We start from the raw sequence: 20746 nt of genomic DNA on the forward strand, positions 1-20746 counted from the left end.
CGCGCAATACCCGAACCGGCCTTCACTCTGGCCGGTTCGCTGTTATTCTGCCGTTATGTAGCGAGATGCCCGGCCAAGCAGGCCGGGCCTGGTTATGGAGGAGCGTATGAAACTGCTGGTGGTCGAGGATGAAGCCCTGTTGCGGCATCACCTGTTCAGCCGTCTGAGCGAAAGCGGGCATGTGGTCGAAGCGGTGGCCAATGCCGAGGAGGCGCTGTACCAGGCCGAACAGTTCAATCACGACCTGGCCATCGTCGACCTGGGCCTGCCGGGCATGAGCGGGCTGGACCTGATCCGCCAACTGCGCAGTCAGGGCAAGACATTTCCTATCCTGATTCTCACCGCCCGTGGCAACTGGCAGGACAAGGTCGAAGGCCTGGCCGCCGGTGCCGACGACTACGTGGTCAAGCCGTTCCAGTTCGAAGAGCTGGAGGCGCGCCTGAATGCGCTGCTGCGCCGCTCCAGCGGCTTCACCCAGTCGACCATCATCGCAGGCCCCCTGCGCCTGGACCTCAACCGCAAGCAGGCGCTGCTCGATGACCAGCCCCTGGCATTGACCGCCTACGAATACCGAATCCTCGAATACCTGATGCGCCATCACCAGCAGGTGGTGGCCAAGGACCGTCTGATGGAGCAGCTGTACCCCGACGACGGCGAGCGTGACCCCAACGTGATAGAAGTGCTGATCGGCCGCCTGCGCCGCAAGCTCGAGGGCGACAACGGCTTCAAGCCCATCGACACGGTACGTGGCCTGGGCTACCTGTTCACCGAGCGCTGCCTGTGATTCGTTCGCTGCGCCTGCGCCTGATGCTGGCCGCAGCGGTGCTGGCGCTGCTGTTCATGCTGGCCCTGTTGCCGGCCCTGCAGAAGGCCTTCAGCCTGGCCCTGCAGGAGTCCATCGAGCAGCGCCTGGCCTCGGACGTGACCACGCTGATCTCGGCGGCGCGCATAGATGGCGGCAAGCTGCAGATGCCCGATCTGCTGCCGGACGAGAAATTCAACCTGCCCGACAGCCGCCTGCTCGGCTACATCTACGACCGCCAGGGCAACCTGGTGTGGCGTTCGCGTGCCACCAACGACGAGAACATCAACTACACACCCCGCTACGACGGGCGCGGCAACGAGTTCGCGCGCATCCGCCAGGACCACGGCGAGGAGTTCTTCGTCTATGACGTGGAGGTCAAGCTGCTGGGCGGCAAGAGCGCGGCCTTCAGCATCGTTGCCCTGCAACCGGTGCGCGAGTACCAGCAAACCCTCAACGGCCTGCAAGAGAAGCTCTACCTGGGCTTTGGCGCGGCGCTGCTGGCCCTGATGCTGCTGCTCTGGGCCGGGCTGACCTGGGGCCTGCGCTCGCTGCGGCGCATGAGCGTGGAGCTGGACGACGTGGAGTCCGGCGCCCGCGAGGGCCTCAGTGCCGAACACCCGCGCGAGCTGTTGCGCCTGACCGGCTCGCTCAACCGCCTGCTGCGCAGCGAGCGCGAGCAGCGCGGGCGCTACCGCGACTCGCTGGATGACCTGGCGCACAGCCTCAAGACCCCGCTGGCGGTGCTGCAAGGGGTCAGCGAAAGCATGGCCCAGCGCGAAGGCGAGCGCGAGCAGGCGCGGGTGCTGCAGAGCCAGATCGAGCGCATGAGCCAGCAGATCGACTACCAGTTGCAGCGCGCCAGCCTGCGCAAGAGCGGCCTGGTGCGCCACCAGGTGGCCTTGCACCCGCTGCTCGACAGCCTGTGCAGCACCCTGGCCAAGGTCTACCGCGACAAGCAGGTGCACATCACCTATGCAGTGCCCGACCAGGCACTGGTACCCATGGAGCAGGGCGCATTGCTCGAACTGCTCGGCAACCTGCTGGAAAACGCCTACCGTCTGTGCCTGGGGCAGATCCGCATCAGCCTGCGGGTCTGCGACACGGCGCTGGAGCTGTGTGTCGAGGACGACGGCCCCGGCGTACCGGTGCACCAGCGCGAACGTATCCTGCAGCGGGGCGAGCGCCTCGATCGCCAGTACCCGGGGCAGGGCATCGGCCTGGCGGTGGTCAAGGACATCATCGAGAGCTACGACGCCACCCTCACTCTCGACGATTCGCCCCTGGGCGGCGCTGCCTTCCGTATCCGCTTTCCGCTCGACTGAGCGCCTGCCACATTCCGCCCAGTGGGCGGATTACCGCCATCATCGGGTCTATTCTTTGAGTGCCGGGCGGAAATCCGCCAACTGGCGCGTCCTGCCTTGCTGCCTTGCGGTGCACGAAATGCCCTGAAACAGGGTGTTTGCACCGCCTTGGCACATCCTGGCATCAGCCTTGCTATTGACTCCGCAGAGCATTGCCACGCAGCTCGACACAACAAATCCCTCCAATGCAGGAGGGTTCGCGCTTTAGGTGCCGATCGCCTCCTGGGAAGGATGGGCCGGCACATTGAGGAAAATAGCCATGACGACGCGTCAGCCGCTGTACAAATCGCTGTATATCCAGGTGATCATCGCCATCACCATCGGTATCTTGCTGGGTCACTTCTATCCCGACACCGGTGTGGCGCTCAAGCCGCTGGGTGACGGTTTCGTCAAACTGATCAAGATGGTCATCGCCCCCATCATCTTCTGCACCGTGGTCAGCGGCATCGCCGGCATGCAGAGCATGAAATCGGTCGGCAAGACCGGCGGCTACGCGCTGCTCTACTTCGAAATCGTCTCGACCATCGCGCTGATCATCGGCCTGGTCGTGGTCAACGTGGTCAAGCCGGGTGCCGGCATGCACATCGACGTGACCACCCTCAACGCCAGCAGCGTGGCTGCCTATGCCGCCGCCGGTGCGCAGCAGACCACCGTCGGCTTCCTGCTCAACATCATCCCCAACACCGTGGTCGGTGCCTTCGCCAACGGCGACATCCTGCAGGTGCTGATGTTCTCGGTGATCTTCGGTTTCGCCCTGCACCGCCTGGGTGCCTACGGCAAGCCGCTGCTGGACCTGATCGACCGCTTCGCCCACGTCATGTTCAACATCATCAACATGATCATGAAGCTGGCTCCGATCGGTGCCTTCGGTGCCATGGCCTTCACCATCGGCCAGTACGGCGTGGGTTCGCTGGTGCAGCTTGGCTACCTGATGGCCTGCTTCTACATCACCTGCCTGCTGTTCATCCTGGTGATTCTGGGCGGTATCGCCCGTGCCCACGGCTTCAGCGTACTCAAGCTGATCCGCTACATCCGTGAAGAGCTGATGATCGTGCTCGGCACCTCGTCGTCCGAGTCGGCCCTGCCACGCATGCTGGCCAAGATGGAGCGTCTGGGCGCGAAGAAATCGGTGGTTGGCCTGGTGATCCCGACCGGCTACTCGTTCAACCTGGACGGCACCTCGATCTACCTGACCATGGCTGCGGTGTTCATCGCCCAGGCCACCGACACCACCATGGACATCACCCACCAGATCACCCTGCTGCTGGTGCTGCTGGTGGCCTCCAAGGGGGCTGCAGGCGTTACCGGCAGCGGCTTCATCGTGCTGGCCGCGACCCTGTCGGCGGTCGGCCACCTGCCGGTTGCCGGCCTGGCGCTGATCCTGGGTATCGACCGCTTCATGTCCGAAGCCCGCGCCCTGACCAACCTGATCGGCAACGCGGTGGCAACCGTGGTGGTGGCCAAGTGGGTCAACGAGCTGGACGAAGACAAGCTGCAAGCCGAGCTGGCTTCGGGTGGTTCGCCGCTGGTCGACACCCGTCCTACCGACGACCTGGGTGTCGCCGAAGGTGCGGTACGCCAGGGCTGAGGTTAGCCAAACGCAAAAAGCCCATCTTCGGATGGGCTTTTTTTTGTGCCTGTGCAGGCGTCTTCGCCGCAAGGCCGGCTCCTGCAGGGCGCTGGCTTGCCGGCGAAGCGTCTACTCCACCCGCGTCTCGCCGGTGAACACCAGCGTCTGCCGACACCGCCGGCACAGATACCGCCGCCCCTGACGCACCAGCCCGTGGCGCTGCGCCGAGAACGGAAAGTCACTGCCCGCACATGGGCACTTGTAGATGTAGCGGGTCACGCTGCGGCGCTTGACTGCATAGTTGTGGCAGCGGTTGGGTGGCAGCTCGTACACCCCGCGCATGATCAGCTGCCACTCCTCGCCATGGGGCTGGATGCGGTCGCCGAACAGTTGATGCGCCACCAGGTGCGCGACTTCGTGGGGTACGGTCTGGCGCAGGAAGTCTTCACTGTTCTCGCGGTACAGCTGCAGGTTGAAGCGCAGCAGGTTTTCGTGCAGGTGCGCGACACCGGCCTTCTGCCCGCGCAGCTTGAAGCTCACCTCGGGACGCAGGAAGGGGCGCTTGAAAAAACTTTCGGCTTGCTGGTAACAGCTTTCGACGCGGGAATTGAGCAGCTCTGGCATATCGGTTGGACACTCCTGGCCGGCAATTATGCCGCAACCCGGGCGGCGCTGCCGAGACCGCTGGTCCGCACAGCATCAAGCCGCCTTGCGGCGGCCTGATGGGTACAGCCCCTAGGTTGGCGTATTGTCTAGCTGGTATAGACGGGCCCCACGCCCAGTCCCCAGACGATCACGGTGAAGGCCATGATGGCAACCAGCACCACCAGCCCCACCGCCAGCACCGAACTCGAGAACAGAAAGCCCTCGTCGGACGGGATGTTCATGAAGGTCGGCAGGCCCACGTACAGCAGGTACACCGTGTAGCAGATGGCTGCCGTGCCGACGATCATTCCCAGCCACAGGTGCGGGTACAGCGCCGCCAGGCCGCCGATGAACAGCGGGGTGGCGGTGTAGGTGGCGAACGCGATGCACTGGGCCATGCTCGGGGTGGCGTCGTAGGTGCGCGCCATCCAGTGGATGAAGGCGCCCATCACCGCGACGCCGCCCAGCATGGCCAGGTAGGACATCACGGTCATCCAGATCGCACTGTCGACGGTGAGCATGACCGGTGCGCGGTTGCCGATCACCCAGCCCACCTGGGTGGTGCCGATGAACGCGGAAACGGCGGGTATCGCCGCCAGTATCAAGGTGTGGGTCAGGTACATGTGGCTGATGGTTTCGTCTTCGCCACGGATTTCTTTCCATTCCTGGTCAGGATGGGTGAACAGCCCCAGAACGTGATGGATCATGCCAGTCACTCCCTCGTTGTTGCCATCGCCCCCCAGCGGAGCGCTTGCGCGGCCCAGTGGCTGGGCCTGACGGGATCAGGTCACGCTTGCTGTGGCCTTATGACGCAGTATAGGAAGGGGTTCGCTGCACAAATCCGCTTTTTTAGAGCAAATTGCGCTGTAAGCGCGGCGCTTCATTTCCTTGCAGTCTTTATCGGATGGGCTACGCGAGCGTCAGGTTTGTGCGTAAAATGTGCCGCTTTTGTCACACCTTGCGGATTCAATCGCCATGGGCACCCTTTCGGTCAACCAGAACAAACTGCAAAAACGCCTGCGTCGCCTTGCCGGCGAAGCCGTCGCCGACTTCAACATGATCGAAGAGGGCGACAAGGTCATGGTCTGCCTGTCGGGCGGCAAAGACAGCTACACCATGCTCGATGTTCTGCTGCACCTGCAGAAAGTGGCGCCAATCAAGTTCGACATCGTCGCGGTCAACATGGACCAGAAGCAGCCAGGCTTCCCCGAGCACATCCTGCCGGCCTACCTCGCGACCCTGGGCATCGAGTACCACATCGTCGAGAAAGACACCTATTCGGTGGTCAAGGAACTGATCCCGGAAGGCAAGACCACCTGCTCGCTGTGCTCGCGCCTGCGTCGCGGCACGCTGTACACCTTCGCCGACGAGATCGGTGCGACCAAGATGGCCCTGGGGCATCACCGCGACGATATCGTCGAGACCTTCTTTCTCAACATGTTCTTCAACGGCACGCTCAAGGCCATGCCGCCCAAGCTGCGCGCCGACGACGGTCGCAACGTGGTGATCCGTCCGCTGGCCTACTGCGCCGAGAAGGACATCCAGGCCTACTCGGACATGAAGCAATTCCCGATCATCCCGTGCAACCTGTGCGGCTCGCAGGAAAACCTGCAGCGCCAGGTGGTCAAGGACATGCTGGTGGAGTGGGAGCGCAAGACCCCGGGCCGCACCGAGAGCATCTTCCGCGGCCTGCAGAACGTGGTGCCGTCGCAGCTGGCGGACCGCAACCTGTTCGACTTCACCAACCTGCGCATCGACGAAACCGCCACCCCGCGGTTTGTCGATGTGCTGAACCTCTGACCGGCATGCGCGATTATCAGTGGCTGCATGAATTCTGCCTGAACCGCTTCGGTTCGGCGGCGGCGCTCGAGGCGCACCTGCCCGAGCCGTTGAGCCCGGCGCAGCTGCGCCAGATCAGCGACGACCGCTACCTCTCGACCATGGCCCTGCGGGTGTTTCGCGCCGGGCTCAAGCACAGCCTGGTGGACGCCAAGTGGCCGGCGTTCGAGCAGGTGTTCTTCGGCTTCGACCCAGAGAAGGTGGTGCTGATGGGCGCCGAGCACCTGGAGCGGCTGATGCAGGACACCCGCATCATCCGCCACCTGGGCAAGCTCAAGAGCGTGCCGCGCAATGCGCAGTTCATGCTCGACGTGGCCAGGGAGAAGGGCAGTTTCGGTGCGTTGATCGCCGACTGGCCGGTGACCGACATCGTCGGCCTGTGGAAGTACCTGGCCAAGCAGGGCAACCAGATGGGCGGGCTGTCGGCGCCGCGTTTTCTGCGCATGGTCGGCAAGGACACCTTCGTGCCGAGCAATGACGTGGTGGCGGCGCTGGTGGCGCAGGATGTGATCGGCCGGCAGCCGACCAGCCAGCGCGACCTGGCCACCGTGCAGCAGGCGTTCAACCAGTGGCATGCCCAGAGCGGGCGGCCGATGTGCCAGTTGTCGATGATGCTGGCGTATACCGTCAACCATTGAGAACGACGGTGTCGCAATCGCCTGTAGGAGCTGGCCTTGCCAGCGAAGGCCGCAACGCGATTCAGTCTGATGCTACAGGGCTGCGTTGCAGCCCTTCGCCGGCAATGCCGGCTCCTACATTGCCACCCGCCGCTCATACTGAAAGCGCCAGCGCACAAACAGCAGCGCACTCACGAACAGCACCAGGCTGATCCCCACTTCCAGCCACCCCAGCAGCGCCCGCGCCGGGTCGAACGCGGCCAGCACGCCCTTGATGAAGTACAGGTTCACCACAAAGCACGTCCACGCATGGGCCCGTGCACTGCCCATCAGCATGCCCGGCAGCACCAGCAGCAACGGCACCAGCTCGATGGCCAGGATCACCCCCACGCGCGCGCCGTGCAGGTTGGCGAACCACAGGTTGTTCACCGTCAGCAACGCCATCAGGCTGAAAAACGCCACCAGGCTCAGCACCCGGGTAGCGCGCGCACGTGGCTCCAGCCACTCCAGCGGCGGCAGCACCTTGGGCTTCTTAGCCACGGCCGTTCTCCAGCAGTTTGGCAGTGCTCGCCAGGCGCTGGCCCAGGGCACGGCACAGGGCGATCTCGTCGGCGTCCAGGTCGCGCTTGCCATCGGCCCCGGCATGGTGGCTGGCGCCATACGGCGTGCCGCCGCCCCGGGTGTCGAGCAACGCCGATTCGCTGTAGGGCAGCCCCATGATCAGCATGCCGTGGTGCATCAGCGGCAGCAGCATCGACAGCAGGGTCGACTCCTGGCCGCCATGCAGGCTGGCCGTGGAGGTGAACGCCGCCGCCGGCTTGCCCACCAGGCCGCCGCTCAGCCACAGGCTGCTGGTGCCGTCGATGAAATACTTGAGCGGCGCGGCCATGTTGCCGAAGCGCGTCGGGCTGCCCAGGGCCAGGCCCGAGCAATGGCGCAGGTCGTCGAGGGTGGCATACAGCGCGCCGTTCTCGGGGATGTCGGGGGCCACCGCTTCACACTCGGTGGAAATCGCCGGCACCGTGCGCAGGCGCGCCTCCAGCCCACCCAGTTCGACGCCACGGGCAATCTGCCGGGCCATTTCGCTGGTGGAGCCGTGGCGGCTGTAGAACAGGATCAGGATATAGGGCGCGCTCACGGCAGAATCTCCAGCACCTTCTCGGGCGGCCGGCCAATCACGGCGTTGTCGCCCGCCACCAGGATCGGGCGTTCGATCAGCTTGGGGTGCCGGGCCATGGCGTCGATCAACTGGTCGTCGCTCAGGGCCGGGTCGGCCAGGCCCAGGGTCTTGTATTCGTCTTCGCCACTGCGCAGCAGCTGGCGTGCGCCGATGCCCAGCTTGGCGAGCAGGGCCTTGAGGGTGGCGGCGTCGGGTGGGGTTTCCAGGTAGCGCACCACCTCCGGGGTCAGGCCACGGGCTTCGAGCAATTCCAGCGCGCCACGGGACTTGGAGCAGCGCGGGTTGTGATACAGGGTCAGTTCGGTCATGTTCGGGGTCGCATCCGGCAGGGGGTGGCGGCTATTCTAACCGCAGCGAATTGGCATTTTGCCTGAATCTTGAAGAAGGATTGACCCATGACAAGGCGATTGGCAGCAGCCCTGGCCATCACCGCGAGCCTGTTGCTCGGCGGATGCGGTGTGGACTACGGCCTCGACCAGAACGGCAATGCGGTGAAAGCCGAGCAGATCGAAGGGCGCTGGGTGGTGCTCAACTACTGGGCCGAATGGTGCGGGCCGTGCCGCACCGAGATCCCCGAACTGAACGCAGCCGCCAAGGACTGGCAGGCGCAGGGGATCACCGTACTGGGGGTGAATTTCGACGGCTTGCGCGGCGATGAGCTGAAAAAGGCCAGCCAGGCGCTGGGCATCGACTTCACCGTGCTCGCCGACGACCCGGCCGAGCGCTACGACCTGCCGCGCAGCGAGGCGCTGCCGGTGACCTACATCATCGACGACAAGGGCAAGGTGCGTGAGCAGTTGATGGGCGAGCAGACGGCCGAGGGGCTGGCCGAGAAGATCAAGGTGCTCAAGGGCGCCTGATCGGCGGTGCGCCCATCGCGGGTCAAGCCCGCTCCCACAGCGCTGTGGGGGCGGGCCTGGGCCGCGATGCAGGCGATGCGGGCTGTCAGCCTTCCTCAGGCCAGAAGCGCAGCGGCTTGCCCTGTTCGGGCCAGAAGCGCACCTGCTCGATCGGCGAGATGTCCCAGCGTTGCACGGTCTCCAGCGCCTTCAGAAAGCGCTTTTCCTGCTCCATCAGCGCCGGCGCGCACTGCTTGCGCGTGCTGCCCACCGGGCCAAAGCTGAGTTTCTCGCCGTCCAGCGTATACGGCGCAAACCAGTGGTTGCAGCCGGCATTGCCATACGCCCTGCCATCCTCGGCCAGCGTCAGGGTCAGGTGGCTGTAGTCGATCAGCGGACGTTCGCCAATCCACTCCAGCACGTAGCTCTGTTCCTGTTGCAGCTTCATCGGCTCGGCTGCGCAACCGGCCAGGGTCGCGACCACCGCTGCACAGACCATCACGGGTTTCACTTTGCAGCCTCCTGGCATTTCGGGCACAGGTGCTTGTCGCCCTGTGTGCGCCAACCCAATTCGGCGATGCGCGCCACGGCCGCCGGCTTCTGCGCCTTGGTGCCCAGTTTGGCATCCACGGCGAATTCGAAGTCCAGGGTGGCCTGGCAGCCATCGCAGTTGACCTGCCATGCATGAATCGCCAGCTCGCCGAACACCGGGCCCGCCGCTACCGCCACCCACTGGCCGGTGGGGTTGATCAGGTGGCGCACGGTCTCGACCGTCAGGCGCATCGACAGGGTCTTGCTGCCCTTGAGGGTCACCAGCAGTACGTCGCCTTTCTGGATCGAGCCACCGTTGCCGGTGACCTGATAGCGACCGGGTACCAGCGAGCGGCATTCGATCAGGGTGTGTTGCGGATTGAACAGGGTGTAGCGGAAATCGTGTTCGACCATGGGTCCTCCAAATATGGCGCGTATCCTAGCATCATCCCTCGACCAGATTCTGCGGATTGCCTGCCGCCCAGCGGGCAATGTTCTCCAGCGTGGTGGCGGCGATCGCCGCCAGTGCCTCGCGGGTCAGGAAGGCCTGGTGCGCGGTCACGATCACGTTGGGGAAGGTCAGCAGCCGCGCCAGCACGTCGTCCTGCAACGGCAGGTCGGAGCGGTCCTCGAAAAAGATCTGCGCCTCCTCCTCGTACACGTCCAGCCCCAGGTAGCCGAGCTGGCCGCTCTTGAGCGCGTCGATCAGCGCCGGTGTGTCGACCAGCGCGCCGCGCCCGGTATTGATCAGCATGGCGCCCGGCTGCAGGCTGGCCAGGCTCTGCGGGTTGATCAGGTGCCGGGTCTGCGGCGTGAGCGGGCAGTGCAGGCTGATGATGCGCGATTCGCGCAGCAGCTCCGGCAGGTCCAGGTAACGTGCACCCAGCGCCTCCACCTCGGGGTTGGGGTAGGGGTCGTACGCCAGCAGCTGGCAGCCGAAGCCTGCCATGATCCGCGCAAACGCCAGGCCGATCTGGCCGGTGCCGACCACGCCGACGGTCTTGCCGTGCAGGTCGAAACCGGTCAGCCCGTGCAGGCTGAAATCGCCCTCGCGGGTGCGGTTGTAGGCACGGTGCAGGCGGCGATTGAGGGCAAGAATCAGTGCCACGGCGTGTTCGGCCACCGCATGCGGCGAGTAGGCCGGCACCCGCACCACCGTCAGCCCAAGGCGCTTGGCGGCGGCCAGGTCGACATGGTTGTAGCCGGCCGAGCGCAGCGCGATCAGGCGCGTGCCGCCGGCCTTGAGGCGGCTCAGCACCGGCGCCGAGAGGTCGTCGTTGATGAACGCGCACACTACCTCGTAGCCTTCGGCCAGTGCCGCAGTGTCTTCGGTCAGGCGCGCGCCTTGAAAGTGCAGCGCCAGTTGCGTGGCCCCTGGCGCGCTGCTGAAGCTGTCCTGGTCATAGTGTTGGCTGCTGAAGAGCAAGGCTTGCATGGCATGGTTCCCAAGGGTCGGATGCCGTCAGTGTAACCAACCGGCAAGGCCCGGGCCTTGCCAGAGATCAGGCGCTCTGGCGGGCCACGGTCGTCAGGCGGTTGATGGCCTGGTCCAGTTCGTCGAGGGCACGCTGGGCCTCGGGGTCGTCCTGCTTGAGCAGGGTTTCGCTGCGCTGGCAGGCGGCGCGCAGCTGCGGTACGCCGCAATAGCGCGTGGCGCCATTGAGGCGGTGCACGCGCTCGATGGTGGCGTGGCGGTCGTCGGCCTCGCGGGCGCAGCGGATCGCGTCGCGGTCGGCATCCAGCGAAGCCAGCAGCATGGCCAGCATGTCGGCGGCCAGGTCCGGCTTGCCTGCCGCCAGGCGCAGGCCTTCCTCAGGGTCCAGCACCTTCAGGTCGTTGCCGTCGACCGGCAGTTCGGCGCCGCGCTCGTTGGTCGGGCTGCCCAGTTGCAGGCCGGTCCACTTCAGCACCACCTGGGCCAGCTGGCGCTCACTGATCGGCTTGGTCAGGTAGTCGTCCATGCCGCTGTGCAGCAGGGCGCGCTTCTCGTTGGCCATGGCATGCGCGGTCAAGGCCACGATCGGCAAGGCCGGGGCGCTGCGCGTGGCCTCCCACTGGCGGATCTGTTCGGTGCATTCGCGCCCGTCCATCACCGGCATCTGTACGTCCATCAGCACCAGGTCGAAGTGCTCGTCCTGCACTGCGCTGATCGCCGCATGGCCGCTGTCCACCGCCAGCACATCGGCGCCGAGGTCTTCGAGCAGGGTCTGCACCAGCAGCAGGTTGGCCGGGTTGTCGTCCACGCACAGCACGCGGGGCTGGCGCTGGCCGCTGGGCATCTTGTATTCGCCGCTGGTGCGCCTGGGCTGCACCAGCTCGAGCAGGGCCCGGCGCACCTTGCGCGTACACGCAGGCTTGGCGTGCAGCTGGCCGTGGGCATTGGGCAGGTGCGGGTGGTACAGCGCCTGTTCGGTGGTGGGGCACAGCACCAGTGCCTGACAGGCAAAGTGCTCCAGGCGCTGGATGTACTGGCCCAGGCGCTCGGGCGCCAGCGATTGCAGGTTGACCCCCATGATCGCCAGCTCGAACGGCTGGCCGGCAAGGAAGGCGGCCTCGATGCCCTTGAGCAGCTGCTCGCTGGTGGTGAAGGTGGTCACGTCCAGGCCGCAGTCCTGCATCTGGTGCGCCAATGCCTGGCGGGCCAGCTCGTGGTCGTCCACGATTGCCATGCGCCGGCCTTGCAGCGCCTGGGGTGGCAGGTCCTCGGCGTCGTCGCGGGCCTTGGGCAGGTTGAGGCTGATCCAGAACTGCGACCCCTCGCCCGGGGTACTGTCGACGCCGATCTCGCCGCCCATCTGTTCGATCAGGCGCTTGGAGATCACCAGCCCCAGGCCGGTGCCGCCGGGCTGGCGCGACAGCGAGTTGTCGGCCTGACTGAAGGCCTGGAACAGGGCACGCACATCCTGGCTGGACAGGCCGATGCCGGTGTCCTGCACGCAGATGCGCAACTGCACGCTGTCTTCGGTCTCGTCATCGAGCATGGCGCGGGCAACGATGGTGCCTTCGCGGGTGAACTTGATCGCGTTGCTCACCAGGTTGGTGAGGATCTGCTTGAGCCGCAGCGGGTCGCCCACCAGCGACAGCGGGGTGTCGCGGTACACCAGGCTGACCAGTTCGAGCTGCTTGGCGTGGGCCGCCGGGGCGAGGATGGTCAGGGTGTCCTGGATCAGGTCGCGCAGGTTGAACGGGATGCTGTCGAGCACCAGCTTGCCTGCCTCGATCTTGGAGAAGTCGAGGATCTCGTTGATGATGCCCAGCAGGCTGTCGGCGGATTTTTCGATGGTACCCAGGTAGTCGAGCTGGCGCGGGGTCAGTTCGCTTTTCTGCAGCAGGTGGGTAAAGCCCAGGATGCCGTTGAGCGGCGTGCGGATCTCGTGGCTCATGTTGGCCAGGAATTCGGACTTGATGCGGCTGGCTTCCAGGGCTTCCTTGCGCGCCATGTCCAGCTCGATGTTCTGGATCTCGATGGTCTCAAGGTTCTGGCGCACGTCCTCGGTGGCCTGGTCGATGCTGTGCTGCAGCTCTTCATGGGCGTTGTGCAGGGTTTCGGCCATGCGGTTGATGCCATTGGCCAGTTCATCCAGCTCATGGCTGCCCAGGCTCGGCAGGCGCTGTTCGAGGTTGCCGTCCTTGAGCTGGTTGACCGCGAACTTGATCTGCCCGATGGGGCCGTTGATGGTGCGGCTCATGCGCAGCGCCAGCAGGGCGGTCGCGCCCAGGCCCACCAGAATCAGCAGCAGGCTGGCGAACAGGCTGCGGTAGCCGCGCAGCAGCGTGCCATCGTGGGACAGCTCGATCTCGACCCAGCCCAGCAGGCGGTCGGCTTCACCGGGAACCCGTTCGCCGGCCAGCTCGCGATGGCGGCCGAACACCGGCAACAGGTAGCGCGTGGCATCGTTGCCGCTGCGTTGCAGCAACTGGGTGCCGCCACCGCTGGGCTGCTGGTTGAGCATGCTCGGGCCGGCGTGGGCCAGGTGGCTGCGGTCGGGGTGCAGAAACGACACGGCGCGCACGTCGGCCTGCTCCAGCGCCTCGGCGGCGATGCGCTCGAGCTGCGCCGAATCGTTGCGGGCCAGCACCGGGGCCACCAGGGGCGCCAGTTGCTCGGCGATCATGCGACCGCGTTGCAGCAGCTGGGCCTGCAGTTCGCTTTGCTGCAACCAGGTGAAGTAACCACCCAGCACCAGTGCCATCATGCTGGCCGGGAGCAGGGCGAGCAGCAGTACGCGGCTTCTGATTCCCAATCGATTCAGCACGCCCACTCTCCTGTGCTCGGTTAGCGCTGTAGGACCTTCGTCGGCATGTTCCGACGACCCAACTCTGAAAATTACCGCGACTGTGTATCTAATGCACTCATTTGTATCTGTTTTTGTCGATTGTAGGAGGCGCAGGTGCTTTTGTCGGCGCGTGTTGCTTGCATGGGGGGAATGCTCAATAATCGAGCGATTGAGAATTGCTAGCACCCGCCAATGAATCCCGTCGCCATTAACGCCTCAAACATACTTGCCATCGAGGACGATCCGGTCCTGGGTGCCCACCTGCACGAGCAGCTCGAGCGCAGCGGGTTTCTGGTGACCTGGTGCCGCGATGGCCGCGAAGGGCTGCAGATGGCTCGCCAGCGCAGCTTCGATGTGGTGCTGATGGATATCCTGCTGCCCGGCCTGAACGGGCTGGATGCCCTGGCGCGGCTGCGCGAGAAGAGCTCGATACCGGTGATCCTGATGTCGGCGCTGGGCGCCGAAGGCGATCGCATCACCGGCTTCCAGCGCGGCGCCGACGACTACCTGCCCAAACCGTTCAGCATGGTCGAGCTGCGCGTGCGCATCGAGGCGATCCTGCGGCGGGTGGCGCTGGAGCGCCGGCACCAGCCGGGGGAGGGCACGCCCGCGGGCGAACTGGTGTTCGATGAACTGGCCTGCGATGTGCTCCACGGGCAGCAGCGGGCCGGCCTGACCTTAAGCGAGTACCGCCTGCTCGACACCCTGCACCGCAGCCATGAAGAGGTGTTGAGCAAGGCATTCCTTTATCAGCACGTATTGCAGCGCGGCTATGCCCGGCATGACCGCAGCCTGGACATGCACGTGAGCCAGATCCGCCGCAAGCTCAAGGCCATCGGTTACCTGGAGCGCCAGGTGCGCACGGTGTGGGGCAAGGGCTATGTGCTCAGCGCCAGCGAGGACCTGTAGGTGCTCAGCCGTCATTCCCTGTTCTGGAAGCTGGCCTTGCTGCTGGTGGTGTTCTGCCTGCTGATGATTGCCCTGAGCTGGCAGTGGGGCCGGCACATGGAGATCCGCAACGCCTACCTGTCGCCCAAGGCGCGCGCCACCCTGGAAGACTACGCCCGCGAGGCCGAAAACGCCGTGCGCCGCGGCGGGCAGGCCGGCGTGGATGCGTGGCTGACGCAGATGCACGAGCGCGAGCGCGGTTTCGTGGGCGTGATCGGCAGCGACCTGCAATCGCTGGGCAGCGTGCCGCTGACCGACGCCCAGAGCCAGCGCCTGACGTTTCTGCGCGGCACCGACTGGCCGGTAAGCCGGCATTCGGCGCGCTCGCCATGGATGCTCGTGCCGTTCCCGGACGACTCCAGCCTGGGCAGCCTGGTGATCGAACTGCCGCAGCGGCTGATGCCGGGGCGCCTGAACATGCTGTTCTGGCGAATGGTCACCAACGGCCTGATCCCCGGCTTGCTGACCCTGGTGTTCTGCGTGGGCCTGTATCGCATGCTGATTCGCCCGCTGAGCCAGTTGCGCGAGCAGGCCAATGCCTGGCGCGCCGACCGGCTCACCGCGCGGGTGGCCAGCGACACCACCAGCCGCAAGGACGAGTTCGGCGAGCTGGGGCGCGCCTTCGACGACATGGCCGAGCGCCTGCAGGGCACGGTGGCCCTGCAGCAGCAGTTGCTGCGCGACCTGTCCCATGAAATGCGCACGCCGCTGAGCCGCCTGCGGGTGGCCAGCGAGGGCGAGACCGACCTGGAGGCGCTGCGCGAACGCCTGGGCCGGGAAGTGGACAACATGCAGCGCCTGGTGGAAGACGCCCTGCAACTGGCCTGGCTGGACGCCGAGCGCACGCAGTTGGTCAGCGAACCGATCCAGGTGCAGGCGTTGTGGGAGATGCTGGCGGAGGATGCCTGCTTCGAAAGTGGCTGGCCGCGGGAGCAACTGGTGTGCACGCTGGGGGCCGACTGCTGGGTGCAGGGCAACCTCAACAGCCTGGCCCAGGCGTTGGAGAACATTCTGCGCAATGCCATTCGCCACTCGCCGCCGGGCGGGGTGATACGCCTGGCGGGAAGCCGCCAGGGGGGCCAGTGGCTGCTGTGGCTGGAGGACGAAGGCGGAGGCGTGGACGAGGCGCAGCTGGAACACATCTTCGCGCCGTTCACCCGCCTGGACGACTCGCGGCCGGGGAACGGCGGCTTCGGCCTGGGCCTGAGCATTGCGCGCAATGCCCTGCAGCGTCAGAGCGGGCAGCTGTGGGCGCAGAACAACGCCAAGGGCTTGCGGGTGAACATGCAGCTGCCGGCGGTGATCTAGCACCGCTGCGGCTGTAGGTGCCGGCCTTGCCGGCCAATGCACCACCACCGTTTCAAGTTGCTGCGCGCGGGCTGCTTATATCCCTCGGCTATAACCCTCAACCATTGCGTGATATGGGCCAAAGCCGTTTGCCGGTATGATAGGCGCCCCCGCAGTCTGGATTGCGAAATACGCCATGACCTTGCAGTACCCTACCATCGCCGATTGCGTCGGCAACACGCCCCTGGTTCGCCTGCAGCGCATGGCCGGCGAGACCAGCAATACCCTCCTGCTCAAGCTCGAAGGCAACAATCCGGCAGGCTCGGTCAAGGACCGGCCGGCGTTGTCGATGATCACCCGTGCCGAACTGCGCGGGCAGATCAAGCCAGGCGCCACGCTGATCGAGGCGACCTCCGGCAACACCGGTATCGCCCTGGCGATGGCAGCGGCGATCAAGGGCTACAAGATGATCCTGATCATGCCCGACAACTCCAGCGCCGAACGCAAGGCTGCCATGACCGCCTACGGCGCCGAGCTGATCCTGGTCAGCAAGGAAGAAGGCATGGAGGGCGCCCGCGACCTCGCCGAGCGCCTGCAGGCCGAAGGCCGTGGCCAGGTGCTCGACCAGTTCGGCAACGGTGACAACCCCGAAGCCCACTACGTCAGCACCGGCCCGGAAATCTGGCAGCAGACCGGCGGCAGCATCACCCATTTCGTCAGCTCCATGGGCACCACGGGCACCATCATGGGCTGCTCGCGCTACCTCAAGGAGCAGAACCCCAACGTGCAGATCGTCGGCCTGCAACCGATGGAAGGCTCGGCGATCCCCGGGATCCGCCGCTGGCCCCACGAGTACCTGCCGAAGATCTTTGACGCCAGCCGCGTCGACCGTGTGGTCGACATGGCCCAGAGCGAAGCCGAAGAAACCACCCGCCGGCTGGCCCGCGAAGAGGGCATTTTCTGTGGCGTGTCCTCCGGTGGTGCGGTGGCGGCCATGCTGCGCCTGTCGCGCGAGCTGGAAAACGCGGTAATGGTGGCGATCATCTGTGACCGTGGCGACCGTTACCTGTCGACCGGCATCTTCGACGCGGCCAACTGATGTCCAAGGCCAAACGCAATGGCGGTCTGCGCTTCCAGCCGACCGGTGGTACCCGTGCGCCCCAGGTGCCAACGGGCAAGAAGCAGCGCCTGAGCATCGAGCGCCTGGCCGGTGACGGCCGCGGCATCGCCTTCTTCGAAGGGCGCACCTGGTTCGTTAGCGGCGCCCTGGCCGGTGAAGAGGTCGAGGCACGGGTACTCAATGCCCACGGCAAGGTGGTCGAGGCACGCCTGGAGCGTGTGTTCAGCGCCAGCGAGGCGCGGCGCCCGGCGCCGTGCAAGCACTTCGATCGCTGTGGCGGCTGCAACCTGCAGCACCTGCCCCATGCCGCTCAGCTCGAACTCAAGCAGCGCCTGCTGGCCGAGCAGTTGCAGCGGGTCGCCGGCGTGGTGCCCGAGCAGTGGGCCGCGCCGTTGTCCGGCCCCGAATTCGGTTACCGCCGGCGCGCCCGCGTGGCGGTGCGCTGGGACGCCAAGGCCCGGAAGCTCGACGTGGGCTTTCGCGCCGAAGCCAGCCAGGACATCGTCGCCATCGACGACTGCCCGGTGCTGGTACAACCCTTGCAGTCGATACTGCGTCACCTGCCGCTGCTGTTGCAGAGCCTGAGCAAGCCACAGGTGGTGGGGCACGTGGAGCTGTTCAGCGGCACCGCCCTGGCACTGCTGCTGCGCCATACCGCGCCACTGGTCGAGGCCGACCTGGCACGTTTGCAGGCGTTCTGCAGCGAGGCGGGTGTACAACTCTGGTTACAAGGTGAGGGGCAACCGGCCCCGGCCAATCCAGCGGACACGCTAGGGTTTACCCTGGAACCGTGGAATCTGGAATTGGCCTACAGGCCAGGTGACTTCGTGCAGGTCAATGCCCAGGTCAACACCGCGATGATCGAGCAGGCCCTGGCATGGCTTGCGCCACAGGCCGACGAGCGTGTACTGGACCTGTTCTGCGGCCTTGGCAACTTTGCCCTGCCGCTGGCCCGGCAGGCCCGCGAAGTGGTGGCGGTGGAAGGGGTGCAGGCCATGGTCGATCGGGCCGCGGCCAATGCCCAACGCAACAAACTGCATAACACGCAGTTTTTTCAGGCCGATTTATCCCAGCCTCTGGCGACTTCAGGCTGGGCGGCAGGAGGCTTTTGTGCGGTACTCTTGGACCCACCGCGCGACGGTGCCTTCGAGGTGGTGCGCAACATCGCCGCACTTGGCGCCCGACGTCTGGTCTACGTGTCGTGCAACCCGGCGACGCTGGCCCGCGACACCGTCGAGCTGGTCAAGCAGGGGTACCGGTTAAAATGTGCCGGGATCCTCGACATGTTTCCGCAGACTGCGCATGTCGAGGCCATGGCGTTATTCGAGGTGGGTTAGCGACGCTGGCCCGCCCGGTGTAGCCCCTTCGATCTGGCAGGGGCGACACCCGTGTTTTCAAGCGCATGAGCATGCGCTGTAGGGAAAGGTAAACAAAGATGGTACAGGTGAGAGTGCACCAGCCGGTCAACACCGACGGCAGTATCAATCTCGAAGCATGGCTGGATCATGTGGTCAGCGTCGACCTGGCGCTGGACCGGGAAGCCCTCAAGGCGGCCTGCGAGTTCGCTCAGGATATAGAGAAAAAAGGTAACCCGGCCAAGCATTCCTGGGCCGACGGTACCTCGAGCTTCCAGGCGGGCCTGGAGATCGCCGAGATTCTCGCCGACCTCAAGCTCGACCAGGACTCCCTCGTGGCGGCGGTCATCTACCGTGCGGTGCGTGAAGGCAAGGTGACCCTGGCCGAGGTGGGCCAGCGTTTCGGCCCGGTGGTGTCCAAGCTGATCGACGGCGTGCTGCGCATGGCGGCCATCAGTGCCAGCCTCAGCCCGCGCCATTCGCTGGTGCTGGGCTCGCAGGCGCAGGTCGAGAACCTGCGCAAGATGCTCGTGGCGATGGTCGACGACGTGCGCGTGGCGCTGATCAAGCTGGCCGAACGAACCTGCGCCATTCGTGCGGTGAAGGGCGCCGACGACGAGAAGCGCAACCGCGTGGCCCGCGAGGTGTTCGACATCTACGCGCCGCTGGCCCACCGCCTGGGCATCGGCCACATCAAATGGGAGCTCGAAGACCTCTCGTTCCGCTACCTGGAACCCGATCAGTACAAACAGATCGCCAAGCTGCTGCACGAGCGCCGGCTCGACCGCGAGCGCTTCATCAGCGACGTGATGAACCAGCTGCAGAACGAGCTGCTGGCCACGGGCGTCAAGGCCGATATCAGCGGCCGGGCCAAACATATCTATTCGATCTGGCGCAAGATGCAGCGCAAGGGCCTGGAGTTCAGCCAGATCTACGACGTGCGCGCCGTGCGCGTGCTGGTGCCCGAGATGCGCGACTGCTACACCGCGCTGGGCATCGTGCATACCCTGTGGCGGCACATCCCCAAGGAGTTCGACGACTACATCGCCAACCCCAAGGAGAACGGCTACCGCTCGCTGCACACCGCGGTGATCGGCCCCGAGGGCAAGGTGCTGGAGGTGCAGATCCGCACCCATGCCATGCACGAGGAGGCCGAACTGGGCGTTTGCGCGCACTGGCGCTACAAGGGCACCGACGTCAAGCCCAGCTCCAACCACTACGAGGAGAAGATCTCGTGGCTGCGCCAGGTGCTGGAATGGCACGAGGAACTGGGGGACATCGGCGGCCTGGCCGAACAGCTGCGCGTGGATATCGAGCCGGACCGGGTGTACGTGTTCACCCCCGACGGCCACGCCATCGACCTGCCCAAGGGCGCCACGCCGCTGGACTTCGCCTACCGCGTGCACACCGAGATCGGCCACAACTGCCGGGGCGCCAAGATCAACGGGCGCATCGTGCCGCTCAACTACAGCCTGCAGACCGGCGAGCAGGTGGAGATCATCACCAGCAAGCACGGCAACCCGAGCCGCGACTGGCTGAACTCGAACCTGGGCTACGTCACCACCTCGCGGGCGCGGGCCAAGATCGTGCACTGGTTCAAGCTGCAGGCCCGCGACCAGAACGTCGCCGCCGGCAAGACCCTGCTCGAGCGCGAACTCAACCGTCTGGGCCTGCCGCAGGTGGACTTCGAGCGCCTGGCCGAAAAGGCCAACCTCAAGACTGCCGAAGACATGTTCGCCTCGCTGGGCGCCGGCGACCTGCGCCTGGCGCACCTGGTCAACGCCGCGCAGCAACTGGTGGAGCCGGACCGCATCGACCACATCGAGCTGGTGCCGCGCAAGGCCACCGGCTACAAGCCGGGCAAGCGCGGGGATATCCAGATCCAGGGCGTTGGCAACCTGCTGACGCAGATGGCCGGGTGCTGCCAGCCGCTGCCGGGCGATGCCATCGTCGGCTACATCACCGTGGGTCGTGGGGTGACCATTCACCGCCAGGACTGCGCCTCGGTGCTGCAACTGGCCGGTCGCGAGCCGGAGCGCATCATCCAGGTCAGCTGGGGCCCGGTGCCGGTGCAGACCTACCCGGTGGACATCATCGTGCGTGCGTATGACCGCCCGGGCCTGCTGCGTGACGTGTCGCAGGTGCTGCTCAACGAGCGCATCAACGTGCTGGCGGTGAATACCCGTTCGAACAAGGAGGACAACACCGCGCTGATGTCGCTGACCATCGAGATCCCGGGCCTGGACGCCCTGGGGCGCTTGCTGGGGCGCATTTCGCAGTTGCCCAACATCATCGAGACGCGGCGCAACCGTACGCCTTGAGGGCGCCATTGCGGGCAGGCCCGCTCCTGCAGGATCCTTGTGGGAGCGGGC

The 20746-nt window shown here is 65.6% G+C and carries 20 protein-coding genes; 11 read left to right on the forward strand and 9 right to left on the reverse strand.

Annotated elements, in window-relative coordinates:
* The first annotated feature begins 106 nt into the window (after window positions 1-106).
* The 3 genes from FW760_RS10290 to FW760_RS10300 all read left to right on the forward strand — a co-directional run bounded on the left by FW760_RS10290 (window position 107) and on the right by FW760_RS10300 (window position 3754).
* Window positions 107-784, forward strand: coding sequence for a response regulator (locus FW760_RS10290; protein WP_043862575.1), 678 nt, complete (start codon window positions 107-109; stop codon window positions 782-784).
* Window positions 781-2127, forward strand: a complete 1347-nt coding sequence (locus tag FW760_RS10295) for an ATP-binding protein (RefSeq protein ID WP_446443770.1) — start codon at window positions 781-783, stop codon at window positions 2125-2127. The genes FW760_RS10290 and FW760_RS10295 overlap by 4 nt, the downstream gene beginning before the upstream one ends.
* Window positions 2128-2425: 298 nt before the next feature.
* A complete protein-coding gene (locus FW760_RS10300) occupies window positions 2426-3754 on the forward strand; it encodes a dicarboxylate/amino acid:cation symporter (protein WP_054914705.1) in 1329 nt (442 codons plus the stop codon).
* A 111-nt stretch (window positions 3755-3865) separates the two neighbouring features.
* On the opposite strand, the gene FW760_RS10305 is transcribed toward FW760_RS10300, so the two are convergent.
* Together FW760_RS10305 and FW760_RS10310 are read right to left on the reverse strand one after the other, a co-directional pair.
* Complete coding sequence (locus FW760_RS10305) at window positions 3866-4360, reverse strand: SprT family zinc-dependent metalloprotease (protein ID WP_043862572.1); 495 nt, start codon at window positions 4358-4360, stop codon at window positions 3866-3868.
* 128 nt (window positions 4361-4488) lie between these two features.
* Window positions 4489-5088, reverse strand: a complete 600-nt coding sequence (locus FW760_RS10310; protein WP_043862571.1) for a Yip1 family protein — start codon at window positions 5086-5088, stop codon at window positions 4489-4491.
* Window positions 5089-5356: 268 nt separating this feature from the next.
* Between FW760_RS10310 and ttcA the strand changes: the two genes are divergently transcribed.
* Window positions 5357-6181 (forward strand): tRNA 2-thiocytidine(32) synthetase TtcA, encoded by an 825-nt coding sequence (gene ttcA, locus FW760_RS10315; RefSeq protein WP_054914704.1) that lies wholly within the window; start codon window positions 5357-5359, stop codon window positions 6179-6181.
* Window positions 6182-6186: 5 nt separating this feature from the next.
* Window positions 6187-6858: a DNA-3-methyladenine glycosylase I gene (locus FW760_RS10320; protein ID WP_446443771.1), complete on the forward strand. Its 672-nt coding sequence runs from the start codon at window positions 6187-6189 to the stop codon at window positions 6856-6858.
* Window positions 6859-6972: 114 nt separating this feature from the next.
* On the opposite strand, the gene FW760_RS10325 is transcribed toward FW760_RS10320, so the two are convergent.
* Genes FW760_RS10325 through arsC form a run of 3 tightly spaced genes read right to left on the reverse strand, consistent with a single transcriptional unit; the run spans window position 6973 to window position 8325 of the window.
* Window positions 6973-7377: a DUF2069 domain-containing protein gene (locus FW760_RS10325; protein WP_446443772.1), complete on the reverse strand. Its 405-nt coding sequence runs from the start codon at window positions 7375-7377 to the stop codon at window positions 6973-6975.
* Window positions 7370-7975, reverse strand: a complete 606-nt coding sequence (gene wrbA / locus FW760_RS10330; protein WP_043862567.1) for an NAD(P)H:quinone oxidoreductase — start codon at window positions 7973-7975, stop codon at window positions 7370-7372. The genes FW760_RS10325 and wrbA overlap by 8 nt, the downstream gene beginning before the upstream one ends.
* Window positions 7972-8325, reverse strand: coding sequence for an arsenate reductase (glutaredoxin) (gene arsC, locus FW760_RS10335; RefSeq protein WP_446443773.1), 354 nt, complete (start codon window positions 8323-8325; stop codon window positions 7972-7974). Before arsC ends, wrbA begins: the two co-directional genes overlap by 4 nt.
* Before the next feature lie 87 nt (window positions 8326-8412).
* On the opposite strand from arsC, the gene FW760_RS10340 reads away from it, so the two are divergent.
* Window positions 8413-8877: a TlpA disulfide reductase family protein gene (locus FW760_RS10340; RefSeq protein ID WP_043862565.1), complete on the forward strand. Its 465-nt coding sequence runs from the start codon at window positions 8413-8415 to the stop codon at window positions 8875-8877.
* Between the two features lie 85 nt (window positions 8878-8962).
* Here FW760_RS10340 and FW760_RS10345 read toward each other — a convergent pair whose 3' ends face one another.
* From FW760_RS10345 to FW760_RS10360, 4 genes are all read right to left on the reverse strand, one after another.
* Complete coding sequence (locus FW760_RS10345; protein ID WP_078479811.1) at window positions 8963-9355, reverse strand: META domain-containing protein; 393 nt, start codon at window positions 9353-9355, stop codon at window positions 8963-8965.
* Between the two features lie 8 nt (window positions 9356-9363).
* Window positions 9364-9801, reverse strand: coding sequence for a hypothetical protein (locus tag FW760_RS10350; protein WP_043862563.1), 438 nt, complete (start codon window positions 9799-9801; stop codon window positions 9364-9366).
* Between the two features lie 31 nt (window positions 9802-9832).
* The gene (locus FW760_RS10355; RefSeq protein ID WP_043862562.1) at window positions 9833-10822 is read right to left on the reverse strand and encodes a 2-hydroxyacid dehydrogenase; all 990 of its coding nucleotides are present in this window, start codon (window positions 10820-10822) and stop codon (window positions 9833-9835) included.
* 67 nt (window positions 10823-10889) lie between these two features.
* Complete coding sequence (locus tag FW760_RS10360) at window positions 10890-13643, reverse strand: response regulator (RefSeq protein ID WP_116052139.1); 2754 nt, start codon at window positions 13641-13643, stop codon at window positions 10890-10892.
* A gap of 213 nt (window positions 13644-13856) precedes the next feature.
* Here FW760_RS10360 and FW760_RS10365 point away from each other — a divergent pair, with 213 nt between their 5' ends.
* From FW760_RS10365 to relA, 5 genes are all read left to right on the forward strand, one after another.
* Window positions 13857-14573, forward strand: coding sequence for a response regulator transcription factor (locus FW760_RS10365; RefSeq protein WP_043862560.1), 717 nt, complete (start codon window positions 13857-13859; stop codon window positions 14571-14573).
* A gap of 63 nt (window positions 14574-14636) precedes the next feature.
* The gene (locus FW760_RS10370; protein WP_078479810.1) at window positions 14637-15920 is read left to right on the forward strand and encodes a HAMP domain-containing sensor histidine kinase; all 1284 of its coding nucleotides are present in this window, start codon (window positions 14637-14639) and stop codon (window positions 15918-15920) included.
* A gap of 175 nt (window positions 15921-16095) precedes the next feature.
* The gene (gene cysM, locus FW760_RS10375) at window positions 16096-16998 is read left to right on the forward strand and encodes a cysteine synthase CysM (RefSeq protein ID WP_162484876.1); all 903 of its coding nucleotides are present in this window, start codon (window positions 16096-16098) and stop codon (window positions 16996-16998) included.
* A complete protein-coding gene (gene rlmD, locus FW760_RS10380; RefSeq protein ID WP_043862557.1) occupies window positions 16998-18356 on the forward strand; it encodes a 23S rRNA (uracil(1939)-C(5))-methyltransferase RlmD in 1359 nt (452 codons plus the stop codon). The genes cysM and rlmD overlap by 1 nt, the downstream gene beginning before the upstream one ends.
* Window positions 18357-18454: 98 nt before the next feature.
* Window positions 18455-20695, forward strand: a complete 2241-nt coding sequence (gene relA, locus FW760_RS10385; RefSeq protein ID WP_054914700.1) for a GTP diphosphokinase — start codon at window positions 18455-18457, stop codon at window positions 20693-20695.
* The last annotated feature ends 51 nt before the right edge of the window (window positions 20696-20746 follow it).

It is taken from the genome of Pseudomonas sp. 1176_21 (genome assembly GCF_052850635.1).